This window comes from Hymenobacter latericoloratus, from assembly GCF_014199535.1.
Taxonomy (GTDB): domain Bacteria; phylum Bacteroidota; class Bacteroidia; order Cytophagales; family Hymenobacteraceae; genus Hymenobacter; species Hymenobacter latericoloratus.
The window spans coordinates 778,527-794,802 of the sequence record NZ_JACHNV010000003.1 but is presented as its reverse complement, the minus strand read 5'-3'; the positions used below and the strand labels follow the sequence as shown (position 1 = coordinate 794,802).

The following is a 16,276-nucleotide window of genomic DNA, read 5'->3' as shown; positions in this document are numbered from 1 at the left end:
ATACGGCTGGTGTACTGCTTTCCTGCTGCAGGCGTCGTAAGCCGCGCTTGCCGCCTCGTACCTTCTTTCTGTAACTATACCTACCCATCTGTTAGAACCTTGCTGACATACATACGTTGATAATAGTTGCTAAAATACTATATGTTTACTAAATAGCTATAGTTGTTTAGTAGTAACCCCTTACTCACCACCTTATGTCGGTAACGGCCTGCCCTAAATGCGAATCGACGGATGCTACCAAAAGCGGGATTGTAGGCGGCCGGCAGCGGTATAAGTGTAAGAACTGCGGCTACCACTTTTCGGTGGCGAAGGCCGGCAAGGAAATCAACTCCTACTACGTTATCAAGGCCCTGCAACTGTTTGTGGAGGGCGTAAGCTACCGGGAAATTGAGCGGCTGCTGGGTGTCAGCCACGTTTCGGTGATGAACTGGGTAAAGAAATACGGGGTGAAAGCTCCCCGCCAAACCGAATACCACCCGACCTACAAAATACTGAATCAGAAGGAGCTAGCGGAGTTTTTTCAGAAGCCCGAGAACCTGAAGGAAGCCGGCCTGATTGTCACGGAGCTGGGCGATAAGTACATGATGATTCGCTGGGAGCGGTTCCGGCAGGGGTAGAGCTATAGGGCTTAGCGGAAGTATAACGTTTGTGTGGCTTCTGCTGCGGGATTCTCCTACTTAGGGTACCAGCTCGGCACCGTTGCGGTGGCGGCCGGTCAGCCCCGACTTATCCCACCTCCCAACTCCACCCCATTCATGCAAAACGCCCGCTACGCCCTGACCCTGAGCACGGTACTTCTTGCGGCGGGGGCCGCGGCCCAGGTGACGCCCCCCACGCCACCGCCCAGCACGCCCACCCCGCCGCCCGCCATGCCGGCGCCGATAGTGGCCACGCCGACGCCCGCGCCCACGGAAACGGTGCCCTATGGCCAAGGCATGAAGGTGAACCTCTCGCCCGACGGCACCAAGTACCTGCGCTTTATTACCTGGCACCAGGTGTGGGCGCGCTACACCGAAAACAACGCGGGCACCCTGCGCGCCCCCGGCAAGCCCCAGTCCGACCAGCTAGATTTTGCCCTGCGCCGCTCCCGTCTGATTGTGTTGTCGCAGTTAAACCCACGCTTTCTGGTGTACACCCACATTGGCATCAACAACCAAACGGCGGTGAGTGGGGGCGTTACGCCCGCCGTCGATGGCAAGAAGCCCCAGCTGTTTGTGCACGAAGCCGTGGTGGAGTACAAGGTGAACAAGTACCTGAACCTGGGCGCCGGCATGCACTACCAGAACGGCCTCTCGCGCATGACGCGCTCCAGCACCATTAACTTCCTTACCCTGGATGCCCCCCTCACCAACTGGCCTACCATCGAGGCCATCGACCAGTTTGTGCGCGGTATTGGGGTGTACGGTAAGGGTCGCATCGGTAAGCTCGACTACGTGCTGTCCGTCAATGAGTCGTTCCTGACCAACCAGACCGGTGCCTTCAGCACGCCGCTGGGCCTGGGCACTACCACCGGTACCGGGGCAACCCGGCTCAATACCGGCAGCAACACGGCCCAGTACAATCCGCAGGGCACCAACCACGTGTACCAGGGCTACTTCAGCTACGAGTTTCTGGAGCAGGAGCCCAACCTGCTGCCATTCAACGTGGGCACTTACCTGGGGGCCAAGCGGGTATTCAACATCGGGGCCGGCTTTTTCTATAACAAGGACGGCATGTACTCCCGTTCCGCCACCAGTGTGCTGAACGCGGCGGCTATTGATGCGGCCACGGCTGCCGGCACCGGTTCCCTGAATACCATTGCTACCCGCAAGCACGACATTGCCCTGTTCGCGGCCGATGTGTTTTTCGATACGCCCGTGAACAAGGAGGCAGGCACGGCTTTCACGCTCTACGGCGTGTATTACAACTACAACATGGGCCCCAACCACACCCGGTTTATTGGGGCCTCGAACCCCGGCTGGGGCGCCGATGCGCGGCGCGGCAACGCCGTGCCGCACTCGGGCACGGGCAACGTTGGCTTCGTGGAGGCCGGCTTCCTGCTACCCACCAACCTGCTGGGCCCCAAGCTGCGCGTGCAGCCCTACGCCTCCCACCTGCTGGCCGGCTACGAAGGCCTGCGTACCAGCGACGGCAAGCAGAAAAACGTGAACATCTTCGACGCCGGCGCCAACTTCTACATCGATGGGCATAACGCCAAGTTCACGCTCAACTACCGCGCCCGCCCCGACTTCACGAACGTGAACGACGTGGACTACAAACCGGAAATCACCCTGCAAACCCAGGTAGCTCTCTGAAAGAGTAAACCAGTGCAGTGGTGAATTGGCAAGCTGACGCGCTGCTTGCGCTGCTTCCCGGCGAGCGAATGTACCTCGCGCTACTTCACCCCGCTGCCATTTGTGTGCCCGGCATTGAGGTGAGTTGCCAGATGCCCGGCTGGCTTTACCAGTCAGCACCTCACCCCCCCCCATTCCCCCATCTCACTATCTCACCACAACTCCCACCAATCATGCACCAGAACCTTCCTCAGCGCGATGCCTACGCGGGTGCCGCCCCGATGGGTGGCTCGTCGTCCTCGGGCGACGAGGCCGTAACCCACGACAACAATGCTGTTTCGACCAGTAAAATCTGGCAGGTGATTACCGCCTCATCGGTGGGCACCGTCATCGAGTGGTACGACTTCTACATCTTCGGCTCCCTGGCCGCCATTATCGGGCCGGTCTTGTTCGGCTCCACGGGCAAGATTGAGGACACCATTCTGGGCACGCTGGCCGTGTTTGGGGCCGGTTTTGTGGTTCGGCCGTTCGGGGCGCTGTTCTTCGGGCGCATCGGTGATTTGGTGGGCCGCAAGTACACCTTCCTGCTTACGCTGCTGATTATGGGCGGGGCTACCTTCGTGACGGGCCTGATTCCGAGCTACGACAAGATTGGCATTGCCGCGCCGGCTATTGTCACTATTCTGCGCCTGCTGCAGGGCCTGGCCCTGGGCGGCGAGTACGGCGGCGCCACCACCTACGTGGCCGAGCACTCGCCGGACCATAAGCGCGGGTACTACACCAGCTTCATCCAGATTACGGCCACGGCCGGCCTGCTGCTGAGCATTCTGGTGATTATCGTGACGCGCAAAACCATGGGCGAAGCGGCCTTCAAGGAGTGGGGCTGGCGCATTCCGTTCCTGCTCTCGGGCCTGCTGGTCATTGCTTCGTACTACATCCGGCGCAAGCTGCACGAGTCGCCGCTGTTTGCCAAGGCCAAATCGGAAGGCAAAACCAGCACCAACCCCCTGCGCGAGTCGTTCGTGAACCCCGTAAACCGTCGCCTGGTGCTGATTTCGCTGTTCGGTGCCACCATGGGCCAGGGCGTGGTGTGGTACACCGGCCAGTTCTACGCCTACTCCTTCATGCAGAATACCCTGAAGCTGGACCTGGTGGACGCCAGCCTGGTGCTGTGCATCGCCCTGATTCTGGCCACGCCCTTCTTCGTGTACTTCGGCTCCCTCTCGGACCGTATCGGCCGCAAGAAAATCATCATGATGGGTCTGCTCTGCGGGGCCCTGTTCACCTTCCCCATCTTCTACGGCCTCAAGCAGTTTGCCGGCCCGCTCACGGAAGTAACGGCCGCTACCGTGGATGCTACGGGCAAGGCCGTACCGGCCGTAATGAAGGCCCTGGACCCCAACCTGTTCGCCATGACGGCCCTCACGTTCTGCCTCGTGCTGTTCGTGACCATGGCTTACGGACCCATTGCGGCTTACCTGGTGGAGCTGTTCCCCACCAAAGTGCGCTACACGTCCCTGTCGCTGCCCTACCACATCGGCAACGGCGTATTCGGGGGCTTCGTGCCGCTGATTGCCACGGCCCTCACCCTGCGCGCCGCCGCCTCCGATTCAGCCTTTATCAAGGAGCACAGCACCCTGGCCGGCCTCGTGTACCCGGTGGGCATTGCCCTGATCTGCTGGTTTATCGGGCAGGCCCTGATGAAAGACGTGCGCAACGTGAAGCTCATGGACGACAACCAGACGGCTTAAGCCGCGCCTTGACATTCAGGTAGATACTTCCTGCTGCCCCCTGGGGGTAGCAGGAAAAGAGTCCGTCGGGCCGGTGGTTCGGCGGACTCTGTATGAAAAGCCAGCCCGATGAGGTTGCCTTTGGCCGACTTCCTGAGTAGCTTACCCAATAGGCCTGTTGATTTTTCCTTTTCTCCCTCAGCTCATTGCCTGCTATGCCGCCCATTTCCCCGCCGGAGCGCCCCGAGCAGCGCCGGGGGCAGCAACTGCTCTTTGTGGCGGTGCTGTTTGCCGTGCTGCTCAACTTTCCCTTCCTGGCCGTCTTCGACCACGAGGGCAGGGTGGGCGGCATTCCCGTACTCTACCTCTATGTGCTGCTGGCCTGGGGGCTGCTGGTACTGCTCACGGGCTGGCTGGTGAGAAGAGGTGAAAGGTGACAGGTGATGAGGTGATGAGGTGAAAGGGGATGAGGTGATGAGGTGACAGGTGACAGGTGACAGGTGACAGGTGACAAGCAAATGGTGCAAACCTTATTGTCTTGAGCCTGCGCTAGACCTCATTCCATCCGCCCACCCCATCCCCTCATCACCTATCACCCCATCACCTCATCACCTCATCACCTCGTCACCTCGTCACCCCATCACCTCATCCCCTCATCACCTCATCATCCCATCACTTGAACACCCTGCTGGTCATTGGCTTTTCCTTCGGCTACCTCGTCTTGCTATTCGCGGTGGCTTACGCGGCTGAAAAACGTTCGGCGGCGCGGCGGAGCCTGGTGAGCAACCCCTACGTGTACGCCCTGAGCATGGCCGTGTACTGCACCGCCTGGACCTACTACGGCTCGGTGGGGCGGGCCGCGCACTACGGGCTGGAGTTCGTGGGCATCTACCTGGGACCCACCCTGATGGCGCCGGTGGCCTGGCTGGTGCTGCGCAAAATCATCCGCATCTGCCGCCTGCAGCGCCTCACCTCCATTGCCGATTTTATTTCGGCCCGCTACGGCAAAAGCGCCTCGCTGGGGGCCCTTGTTACGGTGGTGTGCGTGCTGGGGGTGGTGCCGTATATATCATTGCAAATCAAGGCTATAGCCGCATCATTCGATATCCTGACTGGAGGTGGGGAGACCTTGCTGGCCAGTGGGGGGGTAGGGGTTTCCTCGGCTTTCGTAACCACCGTGGCCCTGGCTTTCTTTACCATCATTTTCGGGGTGCGCTCCATTGAGGCCACCGAGCGCCACGAGGGCATGGTGCTGGCCGTGGCTCTGGAGAGCCTGGTGAAGCTGGTGGCCTTTCTGGCCGCCGGCCTGTTCGTAACCTACGGGCTGTTCAACGGCTTCGCTGATGTGTTCGAGCGCGCCGCCCAGGTGCCCGACCTGAGCCGGCTGTTCACGCTGCAGGGCGCGGGCACGGCGCCGGGCCAGTGGCTGACGCTGCTGCTGCTGAGCATGGCCGCTATTCTGCTGCTGCCCCGGCAGTTCCAGGTATCGGTGGTGGAAAATGTAAATGAGGACCACCTGCGCAAAGCCATGTGGCTGTTTCCGCTCTACCTCATCATCATCAACCTGCTGGTGCTACCCCTGGCCTTCGGGGGTAGGCTGCTGGACGGCGCCGGCCACCTCGATGCCGATACGTTTGTGCTGGCTCTGCCCTTGCAGGCCGGGCGGCCCTGGCTGGCCCTGCTGATTTACCTGGGCGGGCTGTCGGCGGCCTCGTCCATGATTATCGTGGAAACCATTGCCCTGAGCGTGATGATGAGCAACCACCTGCTTATGCCCCTGCTGGTGCGGGTGCCCGCCGCCCAGGGCGAGGGGCCGAGCTGGTTTGCTTACCTGGGGCAGGTAGCCCTGCACAGCCGCCGCCTGGCCGTGGTGCTGGTGCTGCTGCTGGCTTACGGCTACTACGCCGAGGTAGGCCACCTGCTGCCCCTGGTGAACATTGGGTTGGTGTCGTTTGCGGCGGTGGCGCAGTTTGTGCCGGTGGTGCTGGGCGGGCTTTACTGGAAAGGTGGCACCCGGCCGGGGGCCACGGCGGGTATTCTGGCGGGTTTCGGGGTGTGGTTTTTCACGTTGGTGCTACCCACCATGGTAGGCCCCGGCATGCTGCCTGACTCGGTGCTGACCCACGGCTTGTTTGGGCTGAGCGGCTTGCGGCCGTTTGCGCTGTTCGGGCTGGAAGGCCTCGATTACCTCTCGCACGGACTATTCTGGAGCTGGTTTTTCAACGTGGGCCTGTACGTGGGCGTGTCGCTGCTGCGGGCGCCTTCGGCCCTGGAGCAGCACCAGGCCGCGGTGTTTGTGGATGTGTTCCGGTCCGGTAGCTTGTTCGAGGGTCCGGCCGGGTGGCAGGGCGCCGCGCCCCTGCCCGATGTGCGCGCCCTGCTCACGGGTTTTCTGGGGAAAAAGCGCACCAACCAGGCCCTGCACGCCTTCCAGGAGCGTTTCCCGGATGCCCATAGCATGGACAGCGTAACCCCCACCCAGGCCGACCCGCGCCTGCTGGCCTACGCCGAAAAGCTGCTGGCCGGCTCCATCGGGCCGGCCTCGGCCCGGCTGCTGCTGCGGTCTTCGGTGGGGGTAGAGGATATCAGCTTCGATAACGTGGTGGGCATTCTGAAAGAAAGCCAGCAGCTGCTGGAAGCCAACCGCCAGCTCCAGAAGCAGCAGCGCCAGCTGCAGCGCCTCACCCAGGAGCTGCAGGCTGCCTACGACCAGCTCCAGGAGCTCGACCAGCACAAGGATGAATTCCTCTACACCGTCACGCACGAGCTGCGTACGCCCCTGACCAGCATCCGGGCCCTCTCCGAAATCCTCTCCGATAACCCCGACTTGGAAGAAGAGGAGCGCCACCGCTTCCTGCTCACTATCACCAGGGAGTCGGAGCGGCTCAGCCGGCTGATTACGCTGGTGCTGGACCTGGAAAAGTACGAATCGGGCAAGGCAACGCTGGACAAGGTGCCCGTGGACGTGGCCGACGTCATTACCGACGCCCTGGAGGCCGTGGGCCAGCTCCTGCGCGACAAACAGATTCAGCTGGACCTGGCTGTGCCACCCGGTTTGCTACCCCTGGCCGGCGACCGGGACCGGCTCATGCAGGTGCTGGTGAACCTGCTCAGCAACGCCGTAAAATCGTGCCGCGCCGATGGCTCCGGCCGCATTGCGGTGCTGGTGGAAACCCCACCCAACGTGCTGCGCATCACGGTGCAGGACAACGGCAAAGGCATCGACCCGGAGTTTCACCAGCTCATCTTCGACAAATTTTTTCAGGCCCGCCACCAAACCATGCGCAAGCCCGAAGGCTCGGGCCTGGGCCTGGCCATTACCAAGAAAATCGTGGAGCTGCACGCCGGCCGCATCTGGGTCGAAAGCGCCCCCGAGCAGGGTGCCCGCTTTTCATTTGAGCTACCCGTTTTTTTAATTAATAATTAAGAATTAGTAATTAAAAATTGGCCTGAACGACCTCTGCGCTCCTCTGCGAAACCCTCTGCGTTCCTCTGCGGGAACCTACGCTTGAACTTCTTTTTGAACCACCCCGTCATGCCGACTACTCCGCACATTCTCATTGTCGATGACGAGCCCAACATTGTTATGTCGCTCGAATTTCTGATGCGCAAAAACGGCTACCAGGTCAGCATTGCCCGCAACGGCACCGAGGCCCTGGAAGCTGTGGACCGCACCGCTTTCGACGTGGTGCTGCTGGATGTGATGATGCCCGATGTGGACGGCTACCAGGTGTGCCGCCACCTGCGCCAGCGCCCTGACCGCACCGGTACCCGCGTCATTTTTCTCTCGGCCAAAAGCAAAGAAGCCGACATCCAGAAGGGCTACGAAGTAGGCGCGGATCTGTACATTCCGAAGCCCTTCAGTACCCGCCAGCTCATGGATAAAGTAAAAGAGCTGCTGGCTACCCCCGCCTGAGAGCCCAACCGCCCGGTAGCCTACCCCCATTCCAACCGCAAACCAGCTAACTCTAACCATCTCTCCACCCATGCCCGAACACGCCCGCATCCGCTCCCTGGCAGAATACCACGAGGCCTACCACCTCAGCATCAATCATCCCGAAGAGTTCTGGGCCTCGGTGGCCGAGCCCTTTACCTGGCGCCGCAAGTGGGACCAAGTGCTTAGCTCCGACATGCCGGCCGGCCGCAACGAGTGGTTCCGGGGTGCCCGCCTCAACATCACGGAAAACTGCCTGGACCGCCACCTGGCTACCCGCGGCAACAAGCTGGCCCTCATCTTCGAGCCCAACGACCCGCACACCCGCCACCTGCGCCTGACCTACCGCGAGCTGCACCAGCAGGTGTGCCAGTTTGCCAACGTGCTGCACAACAACGGGGTAGAGAAGGGCGACCGGGTGTGCATCTACATGCCCATGATTCCGCAGCTGGCCATTGCCGTGCTGGCCTGCGCCCGCATCGGGGCCGTGCACTCGGTTATCTTCGCCGGCTTCTCGGCCACGGCCATTGCCGACCGGGTGAACGACGCCCAGGCCAGCGTGGTGCTGACGTCGGACGGCCTGAACCGCGGCGCCAAGCAGATTCCGGTAAAGCGCGTGGTGGACGAGGCCCTGGACAGCTGCCCCTCGGTGCGCCGCGTGATTGTAACCGAGCACCTGGGCTGGCCCGTGCACATGCAGGAAGGCCGCGACGTCTGGTATCATGAGGAAGCCGAGGGGGTAGCCAAGACCTGTCCGGCCGAGGAAATGGACGCCGAAGACCCGCTGTTCATCCTCTATACCTCGGGCAGCACGGGCAAGCCCAAGGGGGTAGTGCACACCACTGCCGGCTACATGGTGTGGGCCGACTACACCTTCCGCAACGTGTTTCAGGTGGAGGAAAACGACGTGTACTGGTGCACCGCCGATATTGGCTGGGTGACGGGCCACAGCTACCTACTCTACGGGCCCCTGCTGGCCGGCTCCACCTCCCTCATGTTCGAGGGCGTACCCACCTACCCCAGCCCCGGCCGCTTCTGGGAGGTAATTGACAAGCACTCGGTTACTATTTTCTACACCGCGCCCACGGCCATCCGCAGCCTGATGGCCGCGCCCCTGGACCACGTGCTGAGCTACTCCCTTGACTCCCTGCGGGTGCTGGGCTCGGTAGGGGAGCCCATTAATGAGGAGGCCTGGCACTGGTACCACACCCACGTGGGCAAGGAGCGGTGCCCGGTGGTGGATACCTGGTGGCAGACGGAAACCGGCGGCATCATGATTTCGGCCCTGGCCGGCATTACGCCCTCGGTACCGGCCCGCGCCGGCCTGCCCCTGCCCGGCGTGCACCCCGTGCTGCTCAACCAGGATGGCTCCGAAATAGAAGGCAACGACCAGGAAGGCTACCTGGCCATCAAGCAGGCCTGGCCCGGCATCATCCGGACGACTTACGGCGACCATGAGCGGGCCCGGCAAACCTATTTTGCCCCGTACCCCGGCTACTACTTTACCGGCGACGGGGCCCGCCGCGACGAAAACGGCCTCTACCGCATCATCGGCCGCGTCGATGACGTGATTAACGTATCGGGCCACCGCTTCGGCACGGCCGAAATCGAAAACGCCATCAACCAGAACTCTCACGTGGTGGAGTCGGCGGTGGTGGGCTACCCCCACGACGTGAAGGGGCAGGGCATCTACGCCTACGTCATCTGCCCCGAAGGTGTGCCCGACCGGGAGGCCGACCGCCAGCACATCGAGGCCAGCATCATTGAAACTGTAGTGGCCGAAATCGGCAAAATTGCCAAGCCCGACAAGATTCAGATTGTCTCAGGCCTGCCGAAAACCCGCTCCGGCAAAATCATGCGCCGCATCCTGCGCAAAGTAGCCGAGGGCGACACCAGCAACCTCGGTGACACGACGACCCTGCTTGACCCGCTGGTAGTCGATGAAATTATCAGCGGCCGGAAGTAGGTCAAAAGGTTCTTGACGCAAAAACGCCGACCTTTATCGGGTCGGCGTTTTTGTTTGTCAGAACACTGCGTTCCTCTGCGAAAACCTCTGCGCCCTCTGCGGGAACCTTCGCTAGAGCTGAGCAGCCGGCAGCACCTTCCCGGTGACCTCGCCAAAGCCAATCCGCAACCCGTCCCGCTCGCAGTAGCCGCGCATGGTCACCCGGTCGCCATCGAGCAGAAACTTGCGCTCCGAGCCATCGGAGAGGGGTAGGGGGCGGGTGCCGCGCCAGGCCAGCTCCAGCATAGAGCCCAGCGAGTCGGGGGTAGGGCCTGAAATGGTACCCGAAGCGTACAAGTCGCCGACCTGCAGATTGCAACCGTTGGAGGCGTGGTGGGCCAGCTGCTGGGCCATGCTCCAGTACATCAGCCCGAAGTTGGAGCGCGACACGGTGGTTTCCGGGCCGGCTTCGGGCTGAATGGCTACCTCCAGGTTGATGTCGAAGTTGTGCTGATCGAGCTGGCGCAGGTAAAGCAGGGGCTCGGGTTCCTGCACCGGCCCGGCCACCCGGAAGGGCTCCAGGGCATCGAGGGTAACCACCCACGGCGACACGCTGCTGCCGAAGCTCTTGCCCAGGAACGGCCCCAGCGGCACGTACTCCCAGCTCTGAATGTCGCGGGCGCTCCAGTCGTTGAACAGCACCAGCCCGAAGATATAGTCCTCGGCGTTCTGCACCGGCACGGTGTCGCCGAGCTGGGTGCCGCGGCCCACCACAAAGGCCATTTCCAGCTCAAAATCCAGCTGCTGGGAGGGGCCAAAGGTAGGAGCGGCCGCGTCGGGGGCCTTGCGCTGCCCGTTGGGCCGACGGATATCGGTGCCGCTCACCACAATGGAGGAGGCCCGGCCGTGGTAGCCAATGGGGATGTGGCGCCAGTTGGGCAGCAGGGCGTTGGCCGGGTCGCGGAACATCATGCCCACGTTGGTGGCGTGCTCGATGCTGCTGTAAAAATCGGTGTAGTTGTGGGGCTTTACGGGGCGCAGCATCCGCACCTCGCTCTGGCGCAGCAGGCACTCACGCATCACCTCGTCGGAGCGCAGGGCGTCGTTGTCGTGGCGCAGCAGCTCCGAGACGCGCTGGCGCACCGCCCGCCAGGCCGGCCGGCCCAGGGCAATAAACTGGTTGAGGCTGCGGCGGCGGAAAATCTTTGGCATTTTGGGTCCCAGCTCCAGGTCCTGGAAGAAACCCAGCTGCGCCACGGCGTACAAATCCAGCACGTACTCGCCGATGGCTACGCCCAGGCGCGGCCCGCGCTGCTCGGTTTCAAACACCCCAAAGGGCAGGTTTTGAATGGGAAAGTCGCTGCCGGGGGCAATATCAATCCAGGAATGCAGGCTCGGGTCGTTGGGGTTAGCCATAGGGGGTAGGGTAGTGGATGGTTGCGGCAAAGGTAGCGGGGTAGGAGGAATGAGTGCCGAGGCGTAGAAAGCAGGAATAACGGGCAGTTGGTATCTTTAGAAGCAAACTACTGATTTTGAGCGCTGGCTGTTATAGCAACCACCAACCATCGTGAACAGAAGTCTGCGTATTGCCGTTACTTTGGTGAAACTCATAAGCAGCGCTAAACTCTGCTTTCAGTCATGGCTAAACTAACCCGACATACCAGCTTCACCGCATTGAAGTCTGAAGCTAAAGCAGGGCCGCACCCTTCAAAAAACGAAAAGCAAACTCAGTTCGAGGAGTTGTTAACGTTAATGAGGGGTAGCATTCAGGCTGTAAAGCCGGCCGCTGCTGATGGAAAATAGTTTGCTTGACAGCATCAAACGCATCTGCCAAACCTTGAATAAGCACTCAGTGGAGTACATGATTGTTGGCGGAACAGCAGTGGCACTACACGGCTATTTTCGCTACTCTACTGTTTCTTCCGGAGCTATTGCCGATAAGCCGGATTTGGATTTCTGGTACAATCCGTCGTACCAAAACTATTTCAATTTGTTGGATGCGTTAGAGGAGCTTGGGCAGGAGGTGACAAGCTTCAGAAATGAAAAGCAGCCTGCTCCGAAACAGTCTTTTTTCAAATATGAGCTGGACGATTTCACCCTGGACCTTTTGCCCAAGCTTAAGGCTTCATTAAGATTCGCAGCTGCTTTTGCAGCCAGAGAAGTCGTACAGTTGTCCGGGATTGAAATTGCCTTCATTGGGTATCAGGATTTGTTGGTTGATAAAGCCACCAGCGCCCGTCCCAAGGATTTAGCCGATATTCAGGAACTGAAAAACAGAAGAAAGTCGGAGTGAAGAATTAGCAGCCTCTCCTCCTCAAAACCACAGCGCCCCGCCCCCACCGGAAAACCGGCAGGAGCGGGGCGCTGCTGTATAAACTTCAGAAATCTAAAACTGCGGGGTGGGCACCGGGTTAGGCTGCACGGGACGGCCAGTCTGGCCGGCGGGCTGCTCGCCCATGGGCGTCACGTTGATGGCCTCCACGGACCGGATTTCCGGTACTGCTTTCTTCACCGACTCTTCCACGCCGGCTTTCAGCGTCATCGGCGACATGGGGCAGGTGCCGCAGGCGCCCAGCAGCTCCAGCTGCAGCACCATGTCTTCGGTGATGTCCAGCACGCGCACATTGCCTCCGTCGGCGGCGAGGTAGGGCCGGATGGTGTCCAGGGCCTGCTCGATGCGGGGCAGGAGCGGATGGTGTTCTACGGCGGCGGAATGCGTCATGAATCGCAGATTAACGCTGATTTTTCGGACTACACTGATTTCAAAAAGAAGTCGGCGGCCCGGCAGCTCAGCGGGAAAAGATGGACAAAGATACGGCTTTTGCCGTTCAGGAAATCAACCCGCCGGGCGGGTCAGAAGTTCGCCGGGCCGATTGCACAGCCCGGAAATCAGCGCAATGAAAGAAATCAGCGTTAATCTGTGATTAAAAGACAGCGCTGCCTACGAGTTCATCTGCACCACGTTGGTGCGGGGCGCCACGGCGTTGCGGATGGAAACCTGGCGGGCCAAGTCCTCGGCCAGCTGCTCGAACACGGCTGCGGCCGGCGAGCCTTCCTGCAGGATGGCGGGCGTGCCCTGGTCGCCGTTTTCGCGGATGCTCTGCACCAGCGGAATGTGGCCCAGCAGCGGCACCTGATGTTTATCGGCCAGTTGCTGGCCGCCGCCTTCACCAAAGATGAAGTACTTGTTTTCGGGTAGCTCGGCGGGAGTAAACCAAGCCATGTTCTCCACGATGCCCAGCACCGGCACGTTAATCTGGGGTAGGCGGAACATCTGCAGGCCCTTCTCAGCGTCGGCCAGGGCTACTTTCTGGGGCGTAGTCACGATGAGGGAGCCGGTTACGGGCACCGTCTGCACCATGGTCAGGTGGATGTCGGAGGTGCCGGGAGGCATGTCGAGGAGCAGGTAGTCCAGCCCGCCCCACTCCACTTCCGTGATGAACTGCTTGAGCGCCGAAGAGGCCATGGGGCCGCGCCACACAATAGCCGACTCGGCCGGAGCCAGGAAACCGATGCTCATCAGCTTCACGCCGTGGGCCTCTACCGGCTGAATCAGGTTGCGGCCCTGCTCGTTCCGGTACACGTGGGGACGGGCATCTTCCACCCCGAACATCAACGGCATGCTGGGGCCGGAAATATCGGCATCCACGAGGCCGACTTTGGCGCCGGTTTTAGCCAGGGCAATGGCCAGGTTGGCCGTCACGGTGCTTTTGCCCACGCCGCCCTTGCCCGAGGCAATGGCAATGATGTTTTTCACGCCGGGCAGCACATCCTGGTTCTGGCGCATGGTGGTCACGCGCGAGGTCATTACAATGACCACCTCCGCCTCCGAATCCACCATCGTATGAATGGCCCGCTCACAGGCATCATGGATGAGCTGTTTGAGGGGGCAGGCGGGGGTAGTGAGCACCACCGTAAACGACACGCGGCGGCCCTCAATGGCCACGTCCTCAATCATGTTCAGGGTCACGAGGTCCTTGCCCAGGTCGGGCTCCTCCACGTAGCTCAGGGCCTTCAGGACGGCTTCTTTGGTTATAGTTGCCATTATAGTCGGGGGAAGAAAGTGCAAATGCAAAACGCAAAGATAACCCGGAAACTGGGGCGGAAGTTGGCCTACTCAGTCTTAGCCACCGCAGGCTGAGCGTCAAATTTTCTGGAGCAAATAAAAAATAGCTGATTTCAGGGCTAGCGCAACCGGCACTTCGGGCTCCTCTTCAGGCCGCTTACCTGCGTGGTAGCACTGGCCGATGGCCGCCGGCGGCAAGAAGTTCACCCGGTTTGGCGCTACTTCCTGCCTACCTTTGCGGGTAGTATGGCCCGCATCCCGAAAGAAACCGTTGATCAGATCATCCACCACGCCGATATTGTGGAGGTAGTCGGCGACTTTGTGTCGCTGAAGCGCAAGGGCCAGAATATGTGGGCCTGCTGTCCATTTCACCACGAGAAGTCGCCGAGTTTTTCGGTGGCGCCGGCCAAAGGGCTGTACAAGTGCTTCGGGTGCGGCAAGGCTGGCGGGGTAGTCCAGTTTATCATGGACATTGAGGGCACCAGCTACGTGGAGGCCCTGAAGTACCTGGCCAAGAAGTACGGGATTGATGTTGAGGAGGAAGAAAAGACGCCCGAGCAGCAGCTGGCCCAAAACGAAAAGGACTCTCAGTACATTGTTTCCAGCTGGGCCAAGGACCACTACCACCGCCTGCTGCTGAACACCGATGAGGGCCAGGGCATCGGGTTGAGCTACCTGCGCCAGCGCGGCCTCAACCAGACGACCATCAAAACCTTCGAGCTCGGCTACTCCCTCGACCAGTGGGATGACCTGCTGAAATCGGCCACGGCGGCGGGCTTCGAGCGCAAATACCTGGAGAAAACCGGCCTCGTCATCACGAAGGAAGACGACCAGGGCCAGGACACCGGCCGGCGCTACGACCGTTTCCGGGGCCGCGTGATGTTCCCGATTCACAATGTGTCAGGTCGCGTCATCGGCTTCGGGGCGCGTACGCTCAAGCCCAACGACAAAACGGCCAAGTACCTCAACTCGCCGGAGTCGGAAATCTACCACAAGTCCGATGTGCTCTACGGGCTGTACCAGGGTCGGCAGGCCATCCGCACGGAGGAGCTGTGCTACTTGGTAGAAGGCTACCTCGACGTGCTGAGCTTGCACCAGGGCGGCATTAAAAACGTGGTAGCCTCGTCGGGAACCTCGCTTACGGATGGGCAGATCCGCCTTATTAAGCGCTACACCGACAACGTTACGGTGCTCTACGACGGCGACGCGGCCGGTATCCGGGCTTCGCTGCGGGGGATTGATATGCTGCTGGAAGGCGGCCTGAACGTGCGCGTGGTGCTGTTCCCCGACGGCGACGACCCGGACAGCTACATCCGCAAAGTCGGTGACCAGCGTTTCAAAGACCACCTCGAAAACGCCAGCCAGGACTTCATTCAGTTTAAAACCGACCTGGTAAGCCGCGAGGCTGCCCAGGACCCGGTGAAGAAGGCCGAGGCCATCCGGGAAGTGCTGCAGAGCATCAGCAAAGTACCCGACCCGATTAAGCGGCAGGTGTTTCTGCAGCAAACCTCCCAGGCCTTCAGCATTGATGAGCAGGTCCTGATTTCGGAGTACAACAAGCTGGTGCGCAACGCCTCGGGCAAGGCGGCCGGCGGGGCTTCGGGCAGCAGTAGTGGGGTAGGGGCTGGTGGGCAACAGAAGGCTCACTCCCCTCAGACTACGCCCAATGCGGCCCCAAGGCCCATGAGCCCCGAGGAGGAAGCAGAAGCCTTGATGTATGGGGCCTCGCCCGAGGACCTGATGGGCGGTGGCGGCGACCTGCTGACCATTACCAAGGAAGACCTGGAGCCCGTGCCCGACGTGCTGGAGCAGTGCGAGCGGGAAATTGTGCGCCTGTTGCTGCTGTACTCGCCCCAGCCCCTGGCCCCCGACATCAGTGTGGCCCAATACCTGCTGCAGCAGCTGGATACGCCCTTCAAAACGGGTGTTTATGCCGATTTGCTTCACCTGTGCCAGGAGGAAATGAACCAGGGCCGCTGGCCCGAGGTACGCACCCTCATCCAGCACGGCCGCTCTGATATTCGGGCCCTGGTGGCAGAGTTGGCTACCGAGAAATATGAACTGAGCCCCAACTGGACAACCCACCAGATTTACGTACCCCGGGAGCTGGATTTGCTCCAAACCGCCTGCGACAACGCCATTCTGCGCTTCAATAAAGTGAATGTGGAGCGTGCCCTGGCCGAGCACATGGAGGCCCTGCGCCGCCCCATGGACGAGGCCGCCCTCGACGAGCACCTGACCAACATTCGCCTGCTCAAGCAGATGGATAACCAGCTGGCCAGTTTGCTCGGTACCGTCATTCCGCGGGCGGCTATGTAAGGGGTTTGC

General features: G+C 60.9%; 12 protein-coding genes. 9 read left to right on the top strand and 3 right to left on the bottom strand.

Features of this window, described 5'->3' with window-relative positions; all coding sequences use genetic code 11:
• Window positions 1-194: 194 nt before the first annotated feature.
• The 7 genes from GGU46_RS13920 (at window position 195) to acs (ending at window position 9,903) form a co-directional block, all read left to right on the top strand.
• Complete coding sequence (locus GGU46_RS13920; RefSeq protein ID WP_110977697.1) at window positions 195-617, top strand: IS1/IS1595 family N-terminal zinc-binding domain-containing protein; 423 nt, start codon at window positions 195-197, stop codon at window positions 615-617.
• A gap of 138 nt (window positions 618-755) precedes the next feature.
• The gene (locus GGU46_RS13915) at window positions 756-2,294 is read left to right on the top strand and encodes a hypothetical protein (protein WP_246398974.1); all 1,539 of its coding nucleotides are present in this window, start codon (window positions 756-758) and stop codon (window positions 2,292-2,294) included.
• A 260-nt stretch (window positions 2,295-2,554) separates the two neighbouring features.
• Window positions 2,555-4,024 carry an MFS transporter gene (locus GGU46_RS13910; RefSeq protein WP_183404296.1) on the top strand — a complete coding sequence of 490 codons (1,470 nt, stop codon included), beginning with the start codon at window positions 2,555-2,557 and terminating at the stop codon, window positions 4,022-4,024.
• Between the two features lie 194 nt (window positions 4,025-4,218).
• Window positions 4,219-4,440 carry a hypothetical protein gene (locus GGU46_RS13905; protein ID WP_183404300.1) on the top strand — a complete coding sequence of 74 codons (222 nt, stop codon included), beginning with the start codon at window positions 4,219-4,221 and terminating at the stop codon, window positions 4,438-4,440.
• Window positions 4,441-4,679: 239 nt separating this feature from the next.
• The gene (locus GGU46_RS13900; RefSeq protein WP_183404138.1) at window positions 4,680-7,430 is read left to right on the top strand and encodes a sensor histidine kinase; all 2,751 of its coding nucleotides are present in this window, start codon (window positions 4,680-4,682) and stop codon (window positions 7,428-7,430) included.
• 108 nt (window positions 7,431-7,538) lie between these two features.
• On the top strand, window positions 7,539-7,919 hold the full coding sequence (locus tag GGU46_RS13895) for a response regulator transcription factor (RefSeq protein WP_183404136.1): 381 nt from the start codon (window positions 7,539-7,541) through the stop codon (window positions 7,917-7,919).
• Between the two features lie 70 nt (window positions 7,920-7,989).
• Window positions 7,990-9,903 carry an acetate--CoA ligase gene (gene acs / locus GGU46_RS13890; protein WP_183404135.1) on the top strand — a complete coding sequence of 638 codons (1,914 nt, stop codon included), beginning with the start codon at window positions 7,990-7,992 and terminating at the stop codon, window positions 9,901-9,903.
• A 111-nt stretch (window positions 9,904-10,014) separates the two neighbouring features.
• Here the strand turns inward: acs and fahA are convergent, their stop codons facing one another.
• Entirely contained in the window at window positions 10,015-11,298 is a 1,284-nt protein-coding gene (gene fahA, locus GGU46_RS13885) for a fumarylacetoacetase (protein ID WP_183404133.1), read from the bottom strand.
• A gap of 376 nt (window positions 11,299-11,674) precedes the next feature.
• Here fahA and GGU46_RS13880 point away from each other — a divergent pair, with 376 nt between their 5' ends.
• Window positions 11,675-12,175, top strand: coding sequence for a hypothetical protein (locus GGU46_RS13880; protein ID WP_183404131.1), 501 nt, complete (start codon window positions 11,675-11,677; stop codon window positions 12,173-12,175).
• Between the two features lie 93 nt (window positions 12,176-12,268).
• Here the strand turns inward: GGU46_RS13880 and GGU46_RS13875 are convergent, their stop codons facing one another.
• Entirely contained in the window at window positions 12,269-12,604 is a 336-nt protein-coding gene (locus GGU46_RS13875; RefSeq protein ID WP_183404130.1) for a NifU family protein, read from the bottom strand.
• Window positions 12,605-12,823: 219 nt separating this feature from the next.
• Window positions 12,824-13,927, bottom strand: coding sequence for an Mrp/NBP35 family ATP-binding protein (locus tag GGU46_RS13870; RefSeq protein WP_183404128.1), 1,104 nt, complete (start codon window positions 13,925-13,927; stop codon window positions 12,824-12,826).
• A 267-nt stretch (window positions 13,928-14,194) separates the two neighbouring features.
• On the opposite strand from GGU46_RS13870, the gene dnaG reads away from it, so the two are divergent.
• On the top strand, window positions 14,195-16,267 hold the full coding sequence (gene dnaG, locus GGU46_RS13865) for a DNA primase (RefSeq protein ID WP_183404126.1): 2,073 nt from the start codon (window positions 14,195-14,197) through the stop codon (window positions 16,265-16,267).
• Window positions 16,268-16,276 lie beyond the last annotated feature (9 nt).

Coding starts and splice junctions, on each gene's coding strand:
- acs (WP_183404135.1), top strand. CDS start 7,990: ATGCCCGAACACGCCCGCATCCGCTCCCTGGCAGAATACCACGAGGCC.
- GGU46_RS13915 (WP_246398974.1), top strand. CDS start 756: ATGCAAAACGCCCGCTACGCCCTGACCCTGAGCACGGTACTTCTTGCG.
- GGU46_RS13910 (WP_183404296.1), top strand. CDS start 2,555: ATGGGTGGCTCGTCGTCCTCGGGCGACGAGGCCGTAACCCACGACAAC.
- GGU46_RS13905 (WP_183404300.1), top strand. CDS start 4,219: ATGCCGCCCATTTCCCCGCCGGAGCGCCCCGAGCAGCGCCGGGGGCAG.
- GGU46_RS13880 (WP_183404131.1), top strand. CDS start 11,675: ATGGAAAATAGTTTGCTTGACAGCATCAAACGCATCTGCCAAACCTTG.
- GGU46_RS13870 (WP_183404128.1), bottom strand. CDS start 13,927: ATGGCAACTATAACCAAAGAAGCCGTCCTGAAGGCCCTGAGCTACGTG.
- fahA (WP_183404133.1), bottom strand. CDS start 11,298: ATGGCTAACCCCAACGACCCGAGCCTGCATTCCTGGATTGATATTGCC.
- GGU46_RS13875 (WP_183404130.1), bottom strand. CDS start 12,604: ATGACGCATTCCGCCGCCGTAGAACACCATCCGCTCCTGCCCCGCATC.
- GGU46_RS13920 (WP_110977697.1), top strand. CDS start 195: ATGTCGGTAACGGCCTGCCCTAAATGCGAATCGACGGATGCTACCAAA.
- dnaG (WP_183404126.1), top strand. CDS start 14,195: ATGGCCCGCATCCCGAAAGAAACCGTTGATCAGATCATCCACCACGCC.
- GGU46_RS13895 (WP_183404136.1), top strand. CDS start 7,539: ATGCCGACTACTCCGCACATTCTCATTGTCGATGACGAGCCCAACATT.